The sequence below is a fragment of the Pseudomonas oryzihabitans NBRC 102199 genome (genome assembly GCF_000730625.1).
GTDB classification, from domain to species: Bacteria; Pseudomonadota; Gammaproteobacteria; order Pseudomonadales; family Pseudomonadaceae; genus Chryseomonas; species Chryseomonas oryzihabitans.
The window spans coordinates 318,274-337,820 of sequence record NZ_BBIT01000013.1; the positions used below are offsets into that span (position 1 = coordinate 318,274).

Consider the following 19,547-nt stretch of genomic DNA (forward strand, 5'->3'; position numbering starts at 1 on the left):
CCCATGAATCCGAGCGATCCCCTTGCCAGCCGGCTGGTGGCGCTGCTGGGCAGGCTGGCGCCCCAGGAAGGCTACAACCTCAGCCCTCTGGAGGATGTGCGCTTCCTGCGCTCGGATCGCCCGCTGACCGGCGTACCCGTGCTCTATGATCCCGGGGTCGTCATCGTCTGCCAGGGCGGCAAGCGCGGCTACTTTGGTGACCGCGTCTATCAGTACGATGCCCAGCACTACCTGGTGGTCTCCGTGCCCGTGCCCTTCACCATGGAGACCGATGCCAGTCCGGAGGCACCGCTGCTGGCCATCTATCTACGGCTGGATTTTCGGCTGCTCGGCGACCTGGTGCTGCAGCTAGACAGCGAACTGGGGCCGGCGCTGGAGGCGCCCCGCGGGCTCTATGCCTCGCCGATCGACGAGCCGCTGCGCGCCTCGACGCTGCGCTTTCTGGAGGTCCTGAGCGTGCCGACCGACGCCCGGCTGCTGGGGCCGGCGCTGCTGCGCGAACTCTACTATCGGATCCTCACCGGCGCCCAGGGCGGCTCGTTGCGCGCGGCCCTGGATCGCCAGGGGCGTTTCGGCCGTATCGCCCGGTCGTTGCGCACCCTGCACGCCCGCTATGCCGAGCGGCTGAACGTCGCCGCGCTGGCGCAGGAAGCGCGCATGAGTCAGCCCAGCTTCCACCGGCACTTCCGCGACATTACCGGCACCACGCCCATGCAGTATCTGAAGTCGACCCGTCTGCACCAGGCGCGGCTGTTGATGCTGCGCGACGCCCTCCCGGCGGCGAACGCGGCCTTTGCCGTAGGCTACGAGAGCGCCTCCCAGTTCAGCCGCGAATTCAAGCGGCTGTTCGGCCGGACCCCGCTGGCGGAGATCGACTGGATGAAGGCCACCTATGCGCTGCCGGCACCGCCGGCGACGGCGGTCTATGTCGCTTCCCACTAGGGCTGTCCGTCCGAAAAGCCCGGGCGACGCCGCTGCGCCGGAACCAAGCGGCCGCCGCCCCCGGTCTGAATGCAGACGGGCACTGCCTGCCCGCCCAACCGGAGCGCCCCCCATGGCCGACAAGACCCTGCACGACCTTTCCAAAGCGATGCGCGATCTGGATTTCTGCATGCTGACCACCGGCACCGGGCGCCTGACCAGCCGGCCGATGAGCAACAACGGCGACGTCGAATACGACGGGGACTCCTGGTTCTATGCCTACGAGGACTCGGCCAAGATCCGGGACATCGAGCAGGATCCGGCGGTGGGACTGAGCTTCAGCGAAGGCAAGAGCCTGCTCGGCAAGCCCGGCATCTTCATCGGCATCGAAGGGCACGCCGAGCTTATCCGCGACAAGGCGCAATTCGAGGCGCACTGGACCAAGAGTCTGGACCGCTGGTTTCCCCAGGGCACCGACACGCCCGGCATGATCCTCATCAAGGTGCATGCCGAGCGCATCCGTTACTGGGATGGGGAGGAAGAGGGCGAGCTGCGCCCCTAGGCTTTGTCTGAAAGGTGCCTGCACTCGGTCATGCTGCGTTAAAAATCTGCTGGAATGCCAGCCCAGTCGGAATGCTCATTTACCATTCGTAAACTCGAGCGCGAGTCCGACCCGCTTCCTCACAGATTTTTGCCTTGCCTGACCTTCGTTCGACGACCTTTCAAACAAGCCTAAAAGCAGGTGGCGAAGGTCTCCACCACCTGCAGTCCTTCGTCGACGATGCAGCCCTGGCGCCACTTGTCGAAGGTCAGGCAAGGGTGGGAGGTGCCCAGGGCGATGAGGTCGCCGATGGCCAGCGCGGTCCCCGGGGCGACGACCATGAAGGCGTGCTGGTCCATGATGGCCGTGACCGTGCAGCCGCTGACGTCGACCGCCTCGGCAGCAGTCTGGCCGGGCCGGTAGCGGCGCAGCGGCAGCGGCAGGCCGGCATCGTGGGCGATGTCGCGCTTGCCCAGGGCCAGGATGGCGAAACCGGGTTCGGGCAGGGATTGCACGTGAGCCCAGACCTCCAGCGCCGGTTGCAGGCCCTCGTTCAGACCGGTGCGGGCCAGGACGCCACGCTGGGCATCGCGATAGATCCCGTGGTCATGGACCACATAGCTGCCGGGCCGCATGACGGCGAGAAAGCGCTCGCGCACTTCCAGCTGGTCGAAGGCGGCGGCGATCAGGTCATACCAGGCCGAACCCGAGGCGGTGACGATGGGTCGGTCGAGGGCGAAGGCGCCCTGGCCGCGCAGTTCCTCCGCCAAGCGCACCAGGGAATCGGCGAAGGCGCGGATGTCGGTGGCCGCCTCGGCGCCGTGGATCACCCCCTCGTAACCTTCGATGCCGGTCAGGCGTAGCGCCGGTTGCCCGGCGATGGTCCGGGCCAGTTCTCGTACCTCGGCTTCGCTGCGGCAACCACAACGGCCGCCCGGTACGCCGTACTCGATCATCACCTGCAGCGCCAGCCCCCGTGCGCCAAAGAAGGCGCCCAGGGCGGTCACCTGGTCGGGATGATCCACCAGGCAATGGAAGTCGAAGTCCGGATCGGCGGCGAGCAACTCGGCGATCAGCGCCATGTTCGGTGCGCCCACCAGCTGGTTGGCCATCAGCACCCGGCGCACGCCGTGGGCCTGGGCGGCGCGGGTCTGCACCGCGGTGGCCAGGGTCATGCCCCAGGCACCCGCGGCCAGCTGCCGCTGGAACAGCGCCGGCGCCATGCTGGTCTTGCCATGGGGCGCGAGTTCGGCGCCGCGGTCGCTGGCGAAGGCCTGCATCCAGCCGATGTTGTGATCGAGTGCGTCCTGGTGGATGACCAGGGCGGGCAGGGCGATGTCGCTGAGCAGGTTGGCGCCAGGACTGGCGGCGCCTTTCTCGGGGGCGATGAGGATGGTCATGGATTCTCCTGGCCGCCCAGGCGCTGGGACAGGCGGCGGGCGCTGTCGACCAGCACCTGGCGGTACTCGGCATGGTGGGCCTGGGCGTCGGCGCGGGGCGCTACGATGCACAGGGTGGCGATGCTCAGGCCGCTGGCGTCCTGCACCGGGGCGGCGAAGCAGTGGGTGTAGGTGTCGGCGATGCTGTCGAAGGAAAAGAAGCCTTCGGCGCAGGCGCTGCGGATCTCGGCGATAAAGGTCGTCGGGGCCAGACGGCTGCCGTCGGGCAGGATGAAGTCGTCCGGATCGATCAGGGCGAGGATCTCGGCATCGCTCAGATGACCGAGCAGCAGTCGCCCGGACGCGGTCCAGGGAATGGGCGCGTCCTCGCCGACATTGGACGAGATGCGAAAGGCGCGGGCGCCTTCCTTCATCAGCGAGACGGTGTACTTGCGGCCGTTGAGCTGGCACAGCTGGGCGGTCTCGCGGGTCTGGGCGACGATGTCGTCCAGCAGCAGCCCGGCCTCGCGGGCCAGATCGAAGTGGCGCAGGTGCGCCTGGCCGAGAAAGTACAGCTCGCGGCCCAGGTAGACCTGGCCGTCGCGGCCCACGGCATCGAGCATGTGTCGCTCCAGCAGCAGGCCGACCAGGTCGTAGACGGTGGACTTGGGAATGCCCAGGCCCGCGGCGATCTCGTTGGGGCGCAGCGGCCGACCTACCCGCTTGAGGTGATCGAGGATGTCGAAGGCGCGGTCCAGGCCGCGGGCTCGTTGGCGGGTAGGTTCGGTCATCTGGGTGGTTTGTCTCAGGCCTTGGGTTTGTAGGCGATGCAGTCGATCTCGACCTTGCAGTCCACCATCATGGAGGACTGCACGCAGGCGCGCGCCGGGGCGTGGCCGGCGAAGTACTCGGCGAACACCTTGTTGAAGCTCCAGAAATCGCGCGGATCGTCCAGCCAGACGCCGGCACGCACCACGTGCTCCAGACCGTAGCCGGCTTCGTGCAGGATGGCGATCAGATTCTGCATGGTCTTGTGGGTCTGGGCGACGATGCCGCCGTCGATGATCTCGCCATTCTCCATGGCCACCTGGCCGGAGACGTGCAGCCAGCCATCGGCTTCCACCGCACGGGCGAAGGGCAGGGGTTGGCCGCCTGCGCCGCGTTCGCCGGCGCCGTATCGGGTGATGCTCATAAGGATGCTCCTGTAGCGGGGGAAGGAATCAGAAGGAGGTCCGGCCGAGAAATTCGGCGAGACGGGTGGAACGGGGGCGCTCGAAGAGTTCGCGGGGCGGGCCCTGCTCCTCGATGCGGCCCTGGCTCATGAAGACGATGCGATCGGACACCTCGTAGGCGAATCTCATCTCGTGGGTCACCAGCAGCATGGTCATGCCGTCCTGGGCCAGGTCCTTGATCACCGCCAGCACCTCGCCGACCAGCTCCGGGTCCAGCGCCGAGGTGGGTTCGTCGAACAGCATCAGGCTGGGATTCATGGCGATGGCGCGGGCGATGGCCACCCGCTGCTGCTGACCGCCGGAGAGTTGGCCGGGATGATGGTCGCGTCTTTCGATCAGGCCGACCCGGCGCAGCCACTGTTCACCCAGGGCGATGGCTTCGTCCTTGCCCATCTTCTTGACCTTGCGCAGGCCGAGGGTGACGTTTTCCAGGGCGGTGAGGTGGGGAAACAGATTGAACTGCTGGAAGGCCATGCCGGTGAGCGAGCGCTGGCGGGCGATCTCGCGCTCCGGCAGGCGCTGGCGGCGACCGCCTTCCTCGCGGTAGCCGATGGCCTCGCCGGCCAGCTGGATGCTGCCGCCCTGGAAGTCTTCCAGCAGGTTGACGCAGCGCAGCAGGGTGGTCTTGCCCGAGCCGCTGGAGCCGATCAGGGTGACCACGTCACCGCGGTCCAGGGACAGGTCGATGCCCTTGAGCACCTCGGTGGCGCCGAAACTCTTGTGCAGGCCGTTGATGCTCAACAGCGGGGCGTTGGCGTCGGTCATGGCAGGGTCACCCGTTTTTCCAGATAGCGGCCGAGCCGCTCGATGGCGAAGTTGATGAGAAAGAACAGCAGCCCGGCGAACAGATAGAACTGCAGGGTCATGAAGGTGCGGGCGATGACCTGCTGGCTGCTCAGCAGCAACTCGGCCACGCCGATCACCGAGAGCAGGGTGGAGGCCTTGACGATCTCGGTGGAGGCATTGACCCAGGTGGGCAGGATCTGGCGCAGCGCCTGGGGCAGCAGCACCTCCTTGAGACTCTGGGCGAAGGTCAGGCCGATGGCCTTGGCCGCCTCGTGCTGGCCGCGGGGGATGGCCTGCAGGGCGCCGCGGACGATCTCCGTCACGTGGGAGCCGCAGAACAGCAGCAGCGCCGCGGTGCCGGCCTGGAAGGGCGTGGGCCGCAGACCCAGCGCCGGCGCCATGTAGTAGCAGGCCAGCACCAGCACGAACACCGGGGTGCCGCGGATCAGGTCGGCATAGAGGCGAAAGGGCAGGCGCAGCGGCCAGCGGCCATAGGTCAGCGCCAGGCCGCCGAGGGTGCCGAGCAGGGTGCCGCCGAGCACCGCCAGTACCGAGCAGGCCAGGGTGGTGGCGAACCCGGCGGCCAGGGTCTGGCGCGCGTTCCACAATTCCAGGAACCAGGAGGGGGCTTCGTACACGATCGGGCTCCTAGCGGGTCAGGCTCAGGCGTCGCTCCAGCTGGCGCAGCAGCAGGGCGATGACGTAGCAGGTGAGGATGTAGAGGGCGCTGGTCACCAGCCAGGTCTCGATGACCCGGTAGCTTTCCAGGTTGATCTTGCGCGCCTGGTAGGTCAGCTCCGGCACGGCAATGGCCGCCGCCAGGGAGGTGTCCTTGAACAGCGAGATGAAGCTGTTGGAAAGCGACGGCAGCACGTTGCGCAGCATCACCGGAATGATGACGTAGGCCTTGATCTGCCACTCGCGCAGGCCGATGGCCAGGCCCGCCTCGCGCTGGCCCTTGGGAATGGCCATGAGCCCGCCGCGAAACACTTCGGCCAGGTAGGCCCCGGCATAGAGCGCCAGGGTGATGAGAAAGGAGCTGAGCTTGTCCAGGCGGATGCCGACGCTGGGCAGGGCGAAGTACAGCAGCAGGATCAGCACCAGGATCGGGGTGTTGCGCACCAGGGTGACATAGCCCCCCGCCAGCCAGCGCAGCGCCCGCACTGGCGAGAGCAGGGCGAAGGCGGTGGCCAGGCCGATCAGGCAGCCGATGGCGATGCCCACCAGCGCCAGCTGCAAGCCGAGGGCGAGCCCGGCCAGCAAATGGTCCAGGTTCTGCCACACGGGGGCGAAGTTGAGGGTGTAGTTCATGCTCGACGTCTACCTAGAGGGCGCGGACGAGCCGCGCCGGGGCCAGGATCACTTGAACTCGACGGGGAAGCCGATCGCCGGGGAGGGCAGCTCGACGCCGAACCACTTCTTGAAGGACGCCTGATAGGTGGGGAATTCCACACCGGTCATGGCCTCGTGCAGGGCGGTGTTGACGAAGTTCAGCCAGTCCTGGTCGCCGCGCTTGACCGCGCAGGCGTAGGTCTGGGGACTCCAGGCGTAGTCGGGCGAGCGGTAGCGGCCGGGATTCTGGGTCATCAGGTACTTGACCGAGGACTGGTCGGTGGCCACGGCGTCGGCGCGGCCGGTGCCCAGGGCCTGGTAGAGCAGGTCGACGCTGTCGTACTGGTCGACCTTGGCGCCGGGCAGCGCCTGGTGCACCAGTTCCTCGGCATAGACGTTCTGCAGCACGGCCACGGTCAGGTCGCCCTTGGCCGCCTTGAGGTCGTCGATCTGCTGGTAGCGGCTGTTGGCCGGCAGGAGCAGGGCCACGCCTTCGCGGTAGTAGGGCAGGGTGAAGGCCACCTGCTGGGCGCGGCTGGCGGTCACGGTGATGAACTGGCAGCTGATGTCGACCTTGTCGGTGAGCAGGTTGGGGATGCGCGCATCCGAGCCCTGGACGACGAATTCGACCTTTTCCGGATCGTTGAACAGGCCCTTGGCGATGACCTTGGAGATATCGATATCGAAGCCTTGCAACTTGCCGTCGGCGCCCTGGAAGTGCCACGGCGCATTGGTGCTGCCGGTGCCCACGACCAGATGGCCGCGCTTGAGCACGTCATCCAGCTTGGCCGCCTGGGCGCCGGTCATGGCGACCAGGCCGACCAGCAGCGCCAGCGTTTTCCACCCCTTCGTCTTGCCTGTCATCGCATGTCTCCTTTTCCGTTATAGCGGAAGTATGTTCGTAACAACGGAATAGATTGCAGCGACTGTGCCAGCTATTCGCATGACGTTGCAAATCAAGGGCTTGGCACGGGGGACAGGCAGCCGAAGGGGTTCCCGGTGCGCCAAGGGGCACCGGGAGGTGGCGGAAGGTAACGGGGATGCACCAGCTGGAGGCGTTACCTGGTAGCGCTCAGGCGGAACGTGGGAAGGTCGACCGCAGATCCCCGGCGCGCGGCAGGAAGCGACCATGACGCTCGCCAATGGCTTGCCCCGGTGCATAGGCCAGTTGCCCATTCACCCAGACCGCTTCGATGCCTTCGGCAGGCCGTTGCGGCTCGCTGAAGTCGGCCACGTCGCGGATGCGGGCGGGATCGAACAGCACCAGGTCCGCCTGGGCGCCCGGCTCGATCAGGCCGCGACCCGCCAAGCCGAAGCGGGCAGCGGAGAGGCCGGTCATCTTGTGCACTGCGGTGTGCAAGGGAAAGAGGCCGAGGTCGCGGCTGAAGTGACCGAGCACCCGCGGGAAGGCGCCCCAGAGTCGCGGATGGGGGAAGGGGTCCTCGGGCAGGCCATCGGAGCCGATCATGCTCAGCGGATGGGCGAGGATGAGGCGCACGTCGGCTTCGCTCATGCCGTAGTAGACGGCACCGGCCGGTTGCAGGCGACGGGCGGTGGCCTGCAGGTCCAGGCCCCAGTCGGCGGCGATGGCGGCCAGGTCGCGGCCGCCGCACTCGGGATGCGGGGTGGACCAGGTGATGGTGATGCGGTGGCGGTCGGTGACCTGCCTGAGGTCCAGGGTGGAGGAGCTGGCGGCATAGGGATAGCAGTCGCAGCCGACCGGCTGTCCGTGGGCGGCCCGCGCCAGGGCGCCGAGCAACTCCGGCGCGCGGCCCCAGTTGTCCACCCCGGCGCACTTGAAGTGGGACACCACCACCGGCGCCCGGGCCTGGCGACCGATGTCCAGGGCTTCGTCCAGGGCCTCGTGCACCGCGGCGAATTCGCTGCGCAAATGGGTGGCATAGAGTCCGCCCACGGCGTCCAGCTCGGCGGCCAGCTCCGCCACCTCCGCGGTTGGCGCCGCCATGGCGGAGGCGTAGGCCAGGCCGGTGGAGAGCCCCAGAGCGCCAGCGGCCAGGCTGTCGCGCAGTTCGGCGCGCATGGCAGCGATCTCGGCAGGGGTGGCGGCACGCTGGAGATCGTCCAGGTGATTGCTGCGCAGCGCCGTGTGCCCGACCAGGGCGGCGACGTTGACGCCGGGGCGGGCCTGCTCCACCGCCGCGCGATAGGCAGCAAAGGTGGGATAGCTGAAGGCCGCGGCCGGGCCGAGCAGATTCAAGGGATCCGGCGGCTCGCCACGCAACCGCACCGGGGCGGCGCTGATGCCGCAGTTGCCGACCACCACGGTGGTGACCCCCTGACTGAGCTTGGGCAACTGCTCGGGGCGGCGGATGACCATGGTGTCGTCATGGGTATGGACATCGATGAAGCCGGGCGCCAGCGCCAGGCCGCGGCCATCGCGGACCTCCCGTGCCGGTTGCCCGGCCAACTGACCGAGTGCCTGGATACGCTCGCCGGCAATCGCCACGTCGAGAACCCGGCCCGGACGGTCGCGACCATCCAGCACAAGGGCATTGAGAATCACTACATCATGCATGCTAGAGCCATCCTGCGACCGTTGGGAGACGCCTTTCGACCGTCGAGTGGCAAAGGGCCATATAAGCGAGACGGCAGGCCGATAGCGATAGAACTGTTACAGAAAACTCTGTCTATTACGTCACAAATTGGGCGGTACAGCCCAAGTGACCCTCTCTGCCGCCCGTGAGCCCGCCATGAATCTGTTGACCCCTGTCGTAAGCCTAATGAATCGCCTGAGATTCCCCGCCAAATTCGCCTGCCTGGCGGCCATCATCCTGGTGCCCCTGGTGTTTCTCAGCGTCTATCTCTATCAGGATATCCAGGAACAGCGGGTCGGTCTGGCCCAGGAAATCGACGGTCAGCGCTATCTGACGCAACTGACGCCGGTCGCCCGCCTGAGCATGTTGCAGCGCGCCCTGACCAAGCGACTCCAGGATGGCGATGCCTCGGCCCAGCAGGATTGGCAGAACAACCGTGACAACCTGCTCAAGGCCTATGACGACCTCGGCCGGCTGGATCGCGAACTCGGCACCCAGCTGGAAACCGGCGATCGCCTGAGCCAGCTGCGGCGAGGCGCCGAGCGCCTGATGCAGGGAGCCACCGGCACCCCGCTGGAGGGATTCGAGGCCTGGAACGAGCAGCTGACCCAGACCCTCAATCTCTTCTATTACGTGTCGGCCACCTCCGGCCTGGCGCTGGATTCGGATTACACCAGCCTCTTTCTCATCGACATCACCTCCGTGCGCCTGCCGCGGGAAATCAACCTCATCGGCCAGCTGCGCGGCCTGGCCTTCGGCCTGAGTGCCACCAACCGCTTCGATCCGGCCAGTCTGAATCTGGCGCGCAGCGTGGTGAACCAGGAACGGCAGAGCGCCGACGAACTGGAGCAGGGCCTCAGACTCCTGGCGCGGCAGGCGCCGGAGCTGGCCCAGCGCCTCAAGGGCTCCCTGGCCCAGGCGGCGGACGACTATGCCAACTTCCGTCAGGGCATGCAGGCGGCCATGACCAATGAGGGTACGGTTTCCGGTCGCGCCCTGGGTGCCCAGGGCAATGCCGTGGTCGCCCGCTACTACAAGGTGCAGGAGGAAGCGCAGGGTCAGCTCTCCCAGCTGCTGGCCGAGCGTCTGGCGCATGCGACCACGCTGCGTAATCTGGTCGTGGGCATGATCCTGGGCGCCCTGCTGCTGCTGGCCTATACCTTCGCCGGCATCTACCAGGCCCTGCGCCTGGGGATCGCCGAACTGGTCGGGGTGACCGCCGCCGCCGCCCAGGGCGATCTGAGTCGCCGCGCCGCCCTGTACGGGCGTGACGAGATCGCCGACATCGGCCGTAGCCTGAACGCGATGCTGGAGGCCTTCGGTCGCTCGCTGCGCGAGGTGGATCAGGCCTCCAGCGCCGTGGCCGAGGCCTCGGGGTCCCTGGCCGGCTCCATCGGCCAGGCCCGTTCGACCATGCAGACGCAACAGGGCGAGACCGATCAGGTGGCCACCGCCATCACCGAGATGACCGCCAGCGTGGCGGACGTCGCCAACAACACCGAAGGCGCCGTGGCCGCGGCCCAGCAGGCCGATCAGGCCACCCGGGAAGGCACCCGGGTGATGCAGCAGACGCAACAGGCCATCGAGGCCCTGGCCGCCGAGGTGGACCTCAGCGCCACCAAGGTCGCGGCCCTGGAAACCCACAGCCAGGCCATCGGCGGGGTCATCGCGGTGATCCGCACCATCGCCGAGCAGACCAACCTGCTGGCGCTCAACGCCGCCATCGAGGCCGCTCGGGCCGGCGAGCAGGGCCGCGGCTTCGCCGTGGTGGCCGATGAGGTCCGCACCCTGGCCTCGCGCACCCAGACCTCCACCGAGGAAATCCGCCGCATCATCGAGCAGTTGCAGGCCGCCACCGGCGAGGCCGTCGGGCAGATGCAGGCCAGCCGCGGCCATGCCCTGACCGGCGTCGCGGCGGCCGAGCAGGCCAGCGTCAGCCTGACCAGCATCGGCGCCGCGGTGGAGCGCATCGTCGACGTCAACGTGCAGATCGCCAGTGCCGCGGAACAGCAGGCGGCGGTCTCCGAAGACATCAACCGCAACACCACCGGCATCCGCGCCAGCACCCTGCAGGTCCTGACCGGTATCGAGTCCGATGCCGGTACCGCCGAACGCCTCGCCGGCCTCTCCCAGGACCTGCGCGGCATAGTCTCGCGCTTCCGCCTCAGCGCCTGATGGCGCCGCTCATCGGCGCAGATTAGGTCGGACTTTACAACACGGCAGCTGCGGATAACTGTATAAATAGACAGTTATCCGCAGGAGCGCCTTGTCATGTCCGTTACCGTCCTGGGTTGCCTGGAATCGTCCGACACCCGGCTGCCGCTCTATGATTTTCGCCTGCCGTGCGGCTTCCCGTCGCCGGCCCAGGATCATCTGGAGCGCCAGGTCTCGCTGGACGAGCTGGTCGACCTGCGCGCGCCCCACACCTATGTCATCCAGGTCAGTGGCGACAGCATGACCGGCGCCGGCATCTTTGCCGGCGACCTGGTGATCGTCGATCGCGCCCGGCCGGCACGGGTTGGCGACATCGTGGTGGCGGTGCGCGATCGCGAACCCACCCTCAAGCGCCTCGGTCGGCGCGGCGCCAATTTCGTCCTGCTGGCGGAAAATCCCGCCTATGCCCCCCTGGTCATCGGCGAGCGCGACGACTTCGAGGTCTGGGGCGTGGCCACCCACAGCCTGAGGCGTTTCGGCCATGGCTGAATCGGTGCTGGCGCTGATCGACTGCAACGCCTTCTATTGCAGTTGCGAGCGGGTCTTCCGCCCCGATCTCGCCGGGCGCCCGGTGGTGGTGCTGTCCAACAACGACGGCTGCGTGATCGCCCGGTCGCCCGAGGCCAAGCGCCTGGGCATCGCCATGGCGGCGCCCTGGTTCCAGGTGCGCGAACTGGCCCGGCGCGGCGAAGTGACGGCCTTCAGTTCCAACTATGCCCTCTATGGCGATCTCAGCGACCGGGTGATGCGCACCCTGGCGACCCTGGTGCCGCGCCTGGAGCGCTACAGCATCGACGAGGTGTTCGCCGATCTGGCCGGCCTGCCCGAACCCCTGGACGCCCTCGGCCATCGCCTGCAGGCCCGGGTGCAGAAGTGGACGGGCATCCCGGTCAGCGTCGGCATCGCCGGCACCAAGACCCTGGCCAAGCTGGCCAATGCAGCCGCCAAGCGCTGGCCGGAGCGCACCGGCGGGGTGCTGGATCTGCGCGATCCGGCGGTGCATGACTGGGTGCTTAGGCATTCGCCCATCGAAGACGTCTGGGGCGTCGGCCGGCGCCTGGCCGCGCGGCTGCGCGGGGAGGGGGTCAGCACGGCCTGGGACTTGGCCGGGCAGGACGCCTGGTCGCTGCGCCAGCGCTACAGCGTGGTGCTGGAAAAGACCGCGCGGGAATTGCGCGGTCTGGCCTGCCTGAGCCTGGAGGAACTGGAAGCGCCCCGGCAGACCATCTGCTGCAGTCGCATGTTCGGTCGCCGCCAGTATCAGTTCGGCGCCCTGGCCGAGGCGGTGGCCAGCTACACCGCGCGGGCTGCGGAAAAGCTGCGCGCCCAGGGCTCGCTCTGTCGCACCCTGAGGGTCAGTATCCAGACCGGCATGCACGGCGCCGACGAAGGCCGCTACGCCAATGCCGCCCTGCTCAACCTGCCGGTGCCCAGCGACGACACCCGGGTGCTCAACGACCAGGCCCAGGCGGGCCTGCGCGAGATCTTTCGCGACGGCTTCGGCTACGCCAAGGCCGAGGTGCTGCTGCTCGATCTCTGCGGCCGTAGCGAGGTGGCGGCGGATCTCTTCGCCGCCGCCCCGGATCCGGCCGCGGCCCGGCTGATGGCGACCCTGGACGCCATCAACGGCCGGTTCGGTCGCGAGACCCTGAGACCGGCGCGGATCCCGCGCGATCCCGCCTGGCAGATGCGCCGCGACCTGCTCAGCCCGCGCTACACCACCCGGCTCGATGAACTCTGGACGCTGGGCTGAGCGGCCAGCGTCCGGCTAGCCGGCGCGTACCACCCGCCGCCCGCGCCACCAGTAGCCCACCCCCAGCAGCAGGAACCACAGCGGACTGGCCAGCAGCGCCTGGCGGGTGTCGTCCTGCAGAGTCAACAGCACCAGCACCGCGGCGAAGAAGGCCAGCACCCCGTAGCACACCCAGCGCCCGCCGGGCAGGCGGAAGGCCGAGGCGGCATGGCGCTCCGGACGGTTGCGGCGGTAGGCCAGCCAGGCCAGCAGGATCAGCGACCAGACGAACATGAACAGCACTGCGGCCAGGGTGGTGACCAGGGTGAAGGCGGTGACCAGGTTGGGGATCAGGTAGATCAGCACCGTACCCAGCAGCAGGCACAGGCAGGACAGCACCAGGCCGCGCGCCGGCACCGCCGCCCACGAGAGGCGGGTGAGGCCGCGTGGCGCATGGCCTTCCCGGGCCAGGCCATAGAGCATCCGGCTGGTGGAGAAGATGCCGCTGTTGGCCGAGGAGGTGGCGGAGGTCAGCACCACGAAATTGATCAGGCTGGCGGCCATGGGCACGCCGGCCAGCACGAAGAGTTCGACGAAGGGACTCTTGTCCGGCACCACCTGGCGCCAGGGCGTCACCGCCATGATCACCACCAGCGCCAGCACATAGAACACCAGGATGCGCACCGGAATGGAGTTGATCGCCCGCGGCAGGTTGCGCCGCGGATCGGCGGTCTCGGCGGCGGTGGTGCCCACCAGCTCGATACCGACGAAGGCGAAGACGGCGATCTGGAAACCGGCGAAGAAGCCGCCCAGCCCCATGGGAAAGACGCCGCCGTCGTTCCACAGGTTGGCGAGGCTGGCGACGTTGCCCGAGGGCGACTGGAAGCCCCAGAGCACCAGGCCGAATCCGGTGACGATCAGGGCGCAGATGGCGACGATCTTGATCAGCGCGAACCAGAATTCCAGTTCGCCGAACAGTCGCACCGTGACCAGATTCAGACCCAGCAGGAGCAGCACGCAGAGCAGCGCCGGGATCCAGGGCGCGAGGCTGGGAAACCAGAACTGGGCATAGGCGGCGATGGCGATGACATCGGCGATGGCGGTGACGATCCAGCAGAACCAGTAGGTCCAGCCACAGAAGAAGCCGGCCCAGGGCCCGAGCAGATCGGTGCAGAAGTCGATGAAGGACTTGTACTCCAGATCCGACAGCAGCAATTCGCCCAGGGCGCGCATGACGAAGAACAGGGCGCTGCCGATGATCAGGTAGACCAGCAGGATCGAGGGGCCGGCCAGGGCGATGGTCTTGCCCGAGCCCATGAACAGGCCGGTGCCTATGGCGCCGCCGATGGCGATCAGTTGCAGATGGCGATTGGACAGGCTGCGTTGCAGCCCCTCGGGCGGGGTGGGAGACGCGGACATGACGAGCGGATACCTGACAGCGACAGCGGGGGCCACACGGTAAGAGATGCACGGCGCCGGTGCCAGTCGTTTCACCGGGACAGCATGCCGCAGGCCCGGTCCCGCCTCGGGTGGGCAGGGCGGTGCCAGCGATGGATCGCGGTACTGGCAGGGGCCTTGCGTACCTGCCTATCATGGGCATCCGGGCGCCTCGCGGCAGGCCCGGACGGCCACGAGATCCCTCCGCGCCTCTGCCAGTGAGTCGTCCCTTGTCCTATCTCGAAGGTTTCGCCTGGGAAACCACGCCACTGGGCACGCGCGCCAGCTGGCCCGTGGCCCTTCGGACCACCTACGACCTGCTGATGGCGTCTCCCTTCGCCATGTGCGCCACCTGGGGCGCCGAGCAGACGCTGATCTACAACCAGGCCTACGCCCCCTTTCTCGGCGCCCGCCATCCGGCCGCCCTGGGGCAGCCGATCGATGAGGTCTGGGCGGAATTGTGGGACGAGATCGCGCCGCTGATCGCGCGGACGCTGGCCGGCGAGGCGCTGCACTTCGTCGACAAGCACTTCGTGATGACCCGCAACGGCTATCCCGAGGACACCTACTGGAGCTTTTCCTATAGCCCGCTGCGCGATGGCGAGCGCATCGTCGGCATGCTCAACATCACCACCGAGACCACCGCCAGTGTTCAGGCCCACCGTCAGCGCGATGTGGCCGAGGCCGCCCTGCGGCGGCACAACCTGACCCTCGAACAGGAGCTTTCCGCACGCATCGACGAGCTCGATAGCGCCCGCGCCGCGGAGAGCAGCGTGCTGGCCGCCGCCGAGCGCGTGCAGCTGGCCCTCGCCGCCGGCGCCATCATCGGCACCTGGTACTGGGATCTGCCCACCGACAGGTTCACCGTCGACGAGGCCTTCGCCATCAACTTCGGCCTCGACCCGGCCCTGGGGCGCGATGGCCTGAGCCTGGCGCAAGTGGTGGCCACCGTCCATCCGGACGACCAGCCCGGCCTGGCCGCGGCCATCGCCGACGTCATCGGCCGTGGTGGCCGCTATGCCCACCAGTACCGGGTCCGCCGCAGTGACGGCCGCTACTACTGGCTGGAGGCCAACGGCCACGTCGAACTGGCGCCGGATGGCACCCCGCTGCGCTTTCCCGGCGTGCTGCTGGACGTGGACGCCCGCCGGGCCCTGGCCGACGAGCGCGACCGCGCCCTGGCGGACCTGCGGGACCTGACCGCCACCCTCGAGCAGCGGGTCGAAGAACGCACCGAAGAATTGCGGCGCTCGGAAGAGGCCCTGCGCCAGTCGCAGAAGATGGAAGCGGTCGGCCAGCTCACCGGCGGCCTGGCCCACGATTTCAACAACCTGCTCGCCGGGATCTCGGGCAGCCTCGACCTCATGAGCCTGAGAATTGGCCAGGGGCGCTTCACCGAGCTGGAAAAATACCTGACGGCTGCCCAGAGCAGCGCCAAGCGCGCCGCGGCCCTGACCCATCGGCTGCTGGCCTTCGCCCGCCGCCAGACCCTGGCCCCGGAAGCCACCGAGGTCAACCAGCTGGTGGGCGGCCTGCTCGACCTGGTGCAGCGCACCGTGGGGCCGGCCATCCAGGTGCAATTCAGCAGCCTGCCGGACGACCAGCCCCTGCTGGTGGACCAGTCCCAGCTGGAGAACGCCCTGCTCAACCTGTGCATCAATGCCCGTGACGCCATGCCCAAGGGCGGACGCATCCTCATCGCCGCCAGTCATCGCACCCTGGGCGAAGCGGATATCCGCGACTTCGAGCTTGCACCTGGACGCTATCTGCATCTGAGCGTGACCGACAGCGGCAGCGGCATGACGCCGGAAGTCGCCGCCAAGGCCTTCGAGCCCTTCTTCACCACCAAGCCCATGGGGCAGGGCACAGGCCTGGGGCTGTCGATGATCTATGGCTTCGCCCGCCAGTCGGGCGGCCAGCTGCGGCTGCGCTCGACGCCCGGCGAAGGCACCACCGTCTGCCTGTACCTGCCCCTGCGACCGGTGGAGCGGCCGTGCGGGCTGCCTCGGGTGGAGGACCAGCCCGCTCTGCTGGAAGGCGCCAATGCCACGGTGCTGGTGGTCGACGACGAACCCACGGTGCGCATGCTGGTGACCGATCTGCTGCGCGAACTGGGCTACGTCATCATCGAGGCCGCCGATGGCGCCGGCGGCCTCGAGGTGCTGCACTCCGATGCCCGCATCGACCTGCTGGTCACCGACGTCGGCCTGCCCGGCGGCATGAACGGCCGCCAGCTGGCCGACGCCGCCCGCGTCCGCCGCCCGGCGCTCAAGGTGCTGTTCATCACCGGCTTCGCCGAAACCTCGCTGCTCAGCGACGGCCACCTGGAACCGGGCATGGCGATCCTGACCAAGCCCTTCGCGGTGGAGGCCCTGGCGCAGCGGGTGAAGGGGCTGGTGGCGGAGTAGGTTTCGCGCGCGAAACCCCTTTGGCAGGGCCCGGAAACGCAACGGCCCCCAATCAGCGTGTCCGCAAGGACTGATTGGAGGCCGTCTGGAATCTGGAGCGGGCGAAGGGAATCGAACCCTCGTCATGAGCTTGGGAAGCTCAGGTAATGCCATTATACGACGCCCGCGTGGGGTGCCTTTGTACCAGAAGCCTGCCTCCGGGTGAAGAGGCGGGAGCCGTCTGGTCGTTTCGTGGTCCAAGAAACACGGACCGCACGCTGCGGTGATCGGGGACTCTGTCCCCCAGAGGAGGAGGGCGCGCATGTCTCGTAACCCGGGCACCTACCAGGGGGTGATTCCCCCCTACATTCTTGGTCGCATCATCGATCATGGCGACGAACACCAGCGTTCCTGCGCCCTGACCACCCTGAGTCATGTCCAGAGTCTGCTGCACAACCCCGGTCGCCCCGGCGTGCGCCAGGCACCGGTCGGGCCGCTGCCGCGTACCGATGACGCCAGTCCGCAGCGCAGCATCTTCGATGCCGGCAACGCCATGCAGCTGCCCGGGCGTCTGGTGCGCCAGGAAGGGCAGCCGGCACTGAGCGATGTGACGGTGGACGAGGCCTACGACTACCTGGGCGCCACCTTCAAATTCTTCAACGAGGTGTTCGGGCGCAATTCCATCGATGGCCAGGGCCTGCCACTGGCCGGCACTGTCCACTATGGCCAGGACTACCAGAACGCGTTCTGGAACGGCGAGCAGATGGTGTTCGGCGATGGCGACGGCGAGATCTTCAACCGCTTCACCATCGCCCTGGACGTCATCGCCCACGAACTGGTGCATGGCGTCACCGAGAGCGAGGCCGGACTGGTCTACTTCAACCAGTCCGGCGCGCTCAACGAGTCGGTCTCCGATGTCTTCGGCATCCTGGTCAAGCAGTACGAACTCAAGCAGACCGCCGCCGAGGCGGACTGGATCATCGGCGCCGGGCTGCTGACCAAGAAGATCAACGGCAAGGGCCTGAGGTCCATGGCCGAGCCGGGTACCGCCTACGACGATCCGACCCTGGGCAAGGACCCCCAGCCCGGGCATATGCGCGACTACATCGAGACCCGCGAAGACAACGGCGGTGTCCACCTCAACTCGGGAATTCCCAACCGGGCCTTCTATCTGGCGGCGATGGCCCTAGGTGGCTACGCCTGGGAAAAGGCCGGGCCGATCTGGTACGACACTCTGTGCGACAGTCGCCTGGCCAACGATGCGGATTTCGCCGCCTTCGCCCGTCTGACCGTCTCCAATGCCGGTCGCCGTTTCGGCGCCGAGTCGGCGGAGGTGCGTGCGGTCGAAGAGGCCTGGGCTGGCGTGGGCGTCACTCTCATCTAGAGGAGCAGGGCAATGCGCGAACTTCCCCCGCTGGGCAAGGACACCGTGGTGCGACTCTCGCGACAGGGCGGCTTCGCGCCCCTGCACGCGCTGAGCAAGCCGCGGGAGATCGAATTCGGCCAGTACGACAGCGCCCAGCGCGGGCGCATCTGCTCGGTGCTGGAACGCTGCCTGCCGGAATCCGGCGAACCGACCCAGGTCGGGCGGGGCGATCAGCGCTACTTCAAGGTGGAATTGCGCTTCCGTCCCCAGCCCGCCGAGCAGCAGGACGAACTGACCCTGCTGATTCCCGAGGACCGCGCGCCCAGCGAGCTGGTACGACTCTGGGACAAGGGGCTGGTGGAATAACCTGAATTAATGGGCGGGAGCAGCGAGGTGTTGAGGGCATCCTCAAGCGTCCTGGCTGCTTTTGTCTCTTGCCCTGCTGATTACTGATGACATTTAGCGCTAGGCGAGTCGCACCGTTTTTGGGTAAAAAGAAGCGATTGACCCTTTTATGGTTACATCGCGAAGAATGACCCCAAAACAGGAAATAACTGCCAGGACACTCGCGGTGGTAATGGGCGACTTGGTGCATAGCGAGCACGCTGCCGATATCGCGCAGTTACACAAGGCTTTCAATGAAGCGGTCGTGCAGTGCAACAGGCGTTATGCCGACGTCCTGGCATCACCGTTGACCATCACCCTTGGAGACGAATTTCAGGGCTTGGTGACGTCCCTGAATGCCGGCGCTCGGCTGTTGCGTGACATCAGGCTGGATCTCCTGCAGCGTGGTATCGATTGCCGTTTCGTGCTGGGGCTGGCCCGGATAGAAACGGCTGTGAATCCGCAGCAGGCCTGGAACATGATGGGGCCGGGTCTTAGCCGCAGTCGGCACAAGCTAAACGAAAAGCGCGCGCTCTGCCGCTATGGTTTCTCGCTGCCTCAGGAGCCGCTGTTGGAGACCACTCTCGATGCACTAGGGGTTGGCTTGACGGTTGTCGAGAAGGGTTGGACGCAACGTCAATTGAGCGACATCGCGGCACTGTTGAACGGACAGTTACCCGCGGAGCTGGCAGAGCAGCGTCAGGTATCGGTCCATAGCATCTACAAGGTACGCACCTCCGGTCACTTCGAGGCCTATAGCCAACAGTGGAATGCCGTGCTGGAAGTGCTGGCGGATCTGGATCGCAGGGAGGCTGAGCAATGAACGGGTTGCTGCAAGGATTGCATGCACTGGCCTATACGCTCTTCGCCTTGGCCCTGTTGACCGAGCTTGGCAATGTCTTGTGTCGCAGGATGCTCATCCGCATGACACGGCCAAGAATGCCAGGCGCGTCCAGCGATGGCGCCTTTTCCGCGGGACGCCTCATCGGCTGGCTCGAACGTCTGGTGTTGGCTGCGGGACTGTTAAGCAACAGCTGGGAAATCCTCGCGGCGGTGATAGCGCTCAAGACCGTCGCTCGCTTCAAGGAGCTGGATCAGCGGGACTTTGCCGAATACTTTCTGGTCGGCTCGCTGTTCAGCATTCTCTGGGCCATCGTGATTACCGGGGCCTGGATGCTTTATGACCAGCATTGGGGAGTCGGTATGAGAGCCACCCTGATGGATTGGCTCAGCGCCTCCTCCTTGCCGCCTTTGATCGAAGCAGCAAAGGTCGGCGGCTGA

19 protein-coding genes and 1 tRNA gene are annotated in these 19,547 nt (G+C 67.2%); 10 read left to right on the top strand and 10 right to left on the bottom strand.

What is annotated here, in order from left to right:
- The first annotated feature begins 3 nt into the window (after positions 1–3).
- Entirely contained in the window at positions 4–942 is a 939-nt protein-coding gene (locus POR01S_RS15215; protein WP_042136797.1) for an AraC family transcriptional regulator, read from the top strand.
- A gap of 112 nt (positions 943–1,054) precedes the next feature.
- Entirely contained in the window at positions 1,055–1,483 is a 429-nt protein-coding gene (locus tag POR01S_RS15220) for a pyridoxamine 5'-phosphate oxidase family protein (protein WP_027598506.1), read from the top strand.
- 170 nt (positions 1,484–1,653) lie between these two features.
- On the opposite strand, the gene POR01S_RS15225 is transcribed toward POR01S_RS15220, so the two are convergent.
- From POR01S_RS15225 to POR01S_RS15260, 8 genes are all read right to left on the bottom strand, one after another.
- Positions 1,654–2,862: an amino acid deaminase gene (locus POR01S_RS15225; protein ID WP_042136799.1), complete on the bottom strand. Its 1,209-nt coding sequence runs from the start codon at positions 2,860–2,862 to the stop codon at positions 1,654–1,656.
- Positions 2,859–3,632: an IclR family transcriptional regulator gene (locus POR01S_RS15230; RefSeq protein WP_042136802.1), complete on the bottom strand. Its 774-nt coding sequence runs from the start codon at positions 3,630–3,632 to the stop codon at positions 2,859–2,861. Before POR01S_RS15230 ends, POR01S_RS15225 begins: the two co-directional genes overlap by 4 nt.
- A 14-nt stretch (positions 3,633–3,646) precedes the next feature.
- Complete coding sequence (locus POR01S_RS15235; RefSeq protein ID WP_007161900.1) at positions 3,647–4,033, bottom strand: RidA family protein; 387 nt, start codon at positions 4,031–4,033, stop codon at positions 3,647–3,649.
- Between the two features lie 28 nt (positions 4,034–4,061).
- Positions 4,062–4,838 carry an amino acid ABC transporter ATP-binding protein gene (locus POR01S_RS15240; protein ID WP_007161901.1) on the bottom strand — a complete coding sequence of 259 codons (777 nt, stop codon included), beginning with the start codon at positions 4,836–4,838 and terminating at the stop codon, positions 4,062–4,064.
- Positions 4,835–5,497 (bottom strand): amino acid ABC transporter permease, encoded by a 663-nt coding sequence (locus POR01S_RS15245; RefSeq protein WP_042136805.1) that lies wholly within the window; start codon positions 5,495–5,497, stop codon positions 4,835–4,837. Before POR01S_RS15245 ends, POR01S_RS15240 begins: the two co-directional genes overlap by 4 nt.
- 10 nt (positions 5,498–5,507) lie before the next feature.
- Positions 5,508–6,170: an amino acid ABC transporter permease gene (locus tag POR01S_RS15250; protein ID WP_027598510.1), complete on the bottom strand. Its 663-nt coding sequence runs from the start codon at positions 6,168–6,170 to the stop codon at positions 5,508–5,510.
- A gap of 48 nt (positions 6,171–6,218) precedes the next feature.
- Complete coding sequence (locus tag POR01S_RS15255; RefSeq protein WP_223855486.1) at positions 6,219–6,998, bottom strand: transporter substrate-binding protein; 780 nt, start codon at positions 6,996–6,998, stop codon at positions 6,219–6,221.
- Positions 6,999–7,263: 265 nt separating this feature from the next.
- A complete protein-coding gene (locus POR01S_RS15260; RefSeq protein WP_042136806.1) occupies positions 7,264–8,727 on the bottom strand; it encodes an N-acyl-D-amino-acid deacylase family protein in 1,464 nt (487 codons plus the stop codon).
- A 175-nt stretch (positions 8,728–8,902) separates the two neighbouring features.
- Between POR01S_RS15260 and POR01S_RS15265 the strand changes: the two genes are divergently transcribed.
- From POR01S_RS15265 to POR01S_RS15275, 3 genes are all read left to right on the top strand, one after another.
- Positions 8,903–10,921 (top strand): methyl-accepting chemotaxis protein, encoded by a 2,019-nt coding sequence (locus tag POR01S_RS15265; RefSeq protein ID WP_042136808.1) that lies wholly within the window; start codon positions 8,903–8,905, stop codon positions 10,919–10,921.
- A 96-nt stretch (positions 10,922–11,017) separates the two neighbouring features.
- The gene (locus tag POR01S_RS15270) at positions 11,018–11,449 is read left to right on the top strand and encodes a LexA family protein (protein ID WP_027598514.1); all 432 of its coding nucleotides are present in this window, start codon (positions 11,018–11,020) and stop codon (positions 11,447–11,449) included.
- Complete coding sequence (locus tag POR01S_RS15275; protein WP_042136810.1) at positions 11,442–12,713, top strand: Y-family DNA polymerase; 1,272 nt, start codon at positions 11,442–11,444, stop codon at positions 12,711–12,713. The genes POR01S_RS15270 and POR01S_RS15275 overlap by 8 nt, the downstream gene beginning before the upstream one ends.
- A 15-nt stretch (positions 12,714–12,728) precedes the next feature.
- Here the strand turns inward: POR01S_RS15275 and cycA are convergent, their stop codons facing one another.
- Positions 12,729–14,111, bottom strand: a complete 1,383-nt coding sequence (cycA, locus tag POR01S_RS15280) for a D-serine/D-alanine/glycine transporter (protein ID WP_042136812.1) — start codon at positions 14,109–14,111, stop codon at positions 12,729–12,731.
- A 359-nt stretch (positions 14,112–14,470) separates the two neighbouring features.
- Between cycA and POR01S_RS15285 the strand changes: the two genes are divergently transcribed.
- Entirely contained in the window at positions 14,471–16,537 is a 2,067-nt protein-coding gene (locus POR01S_RS15285) for a hybrid sensor histidine kinase/response regulator (RefSeq protein WP_439709724.1), read from the top strand.
- A gap of 93 nt (positions 16,538–16,630) precedes the next feature.
- Here the strand turns inward: POR01S_RS15285 and POR01S_RS15290 are convergent.
- A tRNA-Gly gene (locus tag POR01S_RS15290) sits at positions 16,631–16,704 on the bottom strand.
- Between the two features lie 134 nt (positions 16,705–16,838).
- Between POR01S_RS15290 and POR01S_RS15295 the strand changes: the two genes are divergently transcribed.
- The 4 genes from POR01S_RS15295 (at position 16,839) to POR01S_RS15310 (ending at position 19,547) form a co-directional block, all read left to right on the top strand.
- Positions 16,839–17,900 carry a M4 family metallopeptidase gene (locus tag POR01S_RS15295; protein WP_042136816.1) on the top strand — a complete coding sequence of 354 codons (1,062 nt, stop codon included), beginning with the start codon at positions 16,839–16,841 and terminating at the stop codon, positions 17,898–17,900.
- A gap of 12 nt (positions 17,901–17,912) precedes the next feature.
- The gene (locus POR01S_RS15300) at positions 17,913–18,248 is read left to right on the top strand and encodes a protealysin inhibitor emfourin (protein ID WP_007161915.1); all 336 of its coding nucleotides are present in this window, start codon (positions 17,913–17,915) and stop codon (positions 18,246–18,248) included.
- Positions 18,249–18,459: 211 nt separating this feature from the next.
- Entirely contained in the window at positions 18,460–19,089 is a 630-nt protein-coding gene (locus tag POR01S_RS15305) for a SatD family protein (protein WP_042136817.1), read from the top strand.
- Complete coding sequence (locus tag POR01S_RS15310) at positions 19,086–19,547, top strand: hypothetical protein (RefSeq protein WP_027598520.1); 462 nt, start codon at positions 19,086–19,088, stop codon at positions 19,545–19,547. Before POR01S_RS15305 ends, POR01S_RS15310 begins: the two co-directional genes overlap by 4 nt.

Excerpts from the sequence above, each read along its gene's own strand:
- POR01S_RS15275 (WP_042136810.1), top strand. The coding sequence starts at position 11,442 with ATGGCTGAATCGGTGCTGGCGCTGATCGACTGCAACGCCTTCTATTGC.
- POR01S_RS15250 (WP_027598510.1), bottom strand. The coding sequence starts at position 6,170 with ATGAACTACACCCTCAACTTCGCCCCCGTGTGGCAGAACCTGGACCAT.
- POR01S_RS15265 (WP_042136808.1), top strand. The coding sequence starts at position 8,903 with ATGAATCTGTTGACCCCTGTCGTAAGCCTAATGAATCGCCTGAGATTC.
- POR01S_RS15235 (WP_007161900.1), bottom strand. The coding sequence starts at position 4,033 with ATGAGCATCACCCGATACGGCGCCGGCGAACGCGGCGCAGGCGGCCAA.
- POR01S_RS15285 (WP_439709724.1), top strand. The coding sequence starts at position 14,471 with ATGTGCGCCACCTGGGGCGCCGAGCAGACGCTGATCTACAACCAGGCC.
- POR01S_RS15215 (WP_042136797.1), top strand. The coding sequence starts at position 4 with ATGAATCCGAGCGATCCCCTTGCCAGCCGGCTGGTGGCGCTGCTGGGC.
- POR01S_RS15310 (WP_027598520.1), top strand. The coding sequence starts at position 19,086 with ATGAACGGGTTGCTGCAAGGATTGCATGCACTGGCCTATACGCTCTTC.
- POR01S_RS15260 (WP_042136806.1), bottom strand. The coding sequence starts at position 8,727 with ATGCATGATGTAGTGATTCTCAATGCCCTTGTGCTGGATGGTCGCGAC.
- POR01S_RS15305 (WP_042136817.1), top strand. The coding sequence starts at position 18,460 with ATGGGCGACTTGGTGCATAGCGAGCACGCTGCCGATATCGCGCAGTTA.
- POR01S_RS15230 (WP_042136802.1), bottom strand. The coding sequence starts at position 3,632 with ATGACCGAACCTACCCGCCAACGAGCCCGCGGCCTGGACCGCGCCTTC.
- POR01S_RS15225 (WP_042136799.1), bottom strand. The coding sequence starts at position 2,862 with ATGACCATCCTCATCGCCCCCGAGAAAGGCGCCGCCAGTCCTGGCGCC.
- POR01S_RS15270 (WP_027598514.1), top strand. The coding sequence starts at position 11,018 with ATGTCCGTTACCGTCCTGGGTTGCCTGGAATCGTCCGACACCCGGCTG.
- cycA (WP_042136812.1), bottom strand. The coding sequence starts at position 14,111 with ATGTCCGCGTCTCCCACCCCGCCCGAGGGGCTGCAACGCAGCCTGTCC.
- POR01S_RS15220 (WP_027598506.1), top strand. The coding sequence starts at position 1,055 with ATGGCCGACAAGACCCTGCACGACCTTTCCAAAGCGATGCGCGATCTG.
- POR01S_RS15295 (WP_042136816.1), top strand. The coding sequence starts at position 16,839 with ATGTCTCGTAACCCGGGCACCTACCAGGGGGTGATTCCCCCCTACATT.
- POR01S_RS15240 (WP_007161901.1), bottom strand. The coding sequence starts at position 4,838 with ATGACCGACGCCAACGCCCCGCTGTTGAGCATCAACGGCCTGCACAAG.
- POR01S_RS15255 (WP_223855486.1), bottom strand. The coding sequence starts at position 6,998 with ATGACCGGCGCCCAGGCGGCCAAGCTGGATGACGTGCTCAAGCGCGGC.
- POR01S_RS15300 (WP_007161915.1), top strand. The coding sequence starts at position 17,913 with ATGCGCGAACTTCCCCCGCTGGGCAAGGACACCGTGGTGCGACTCTCG.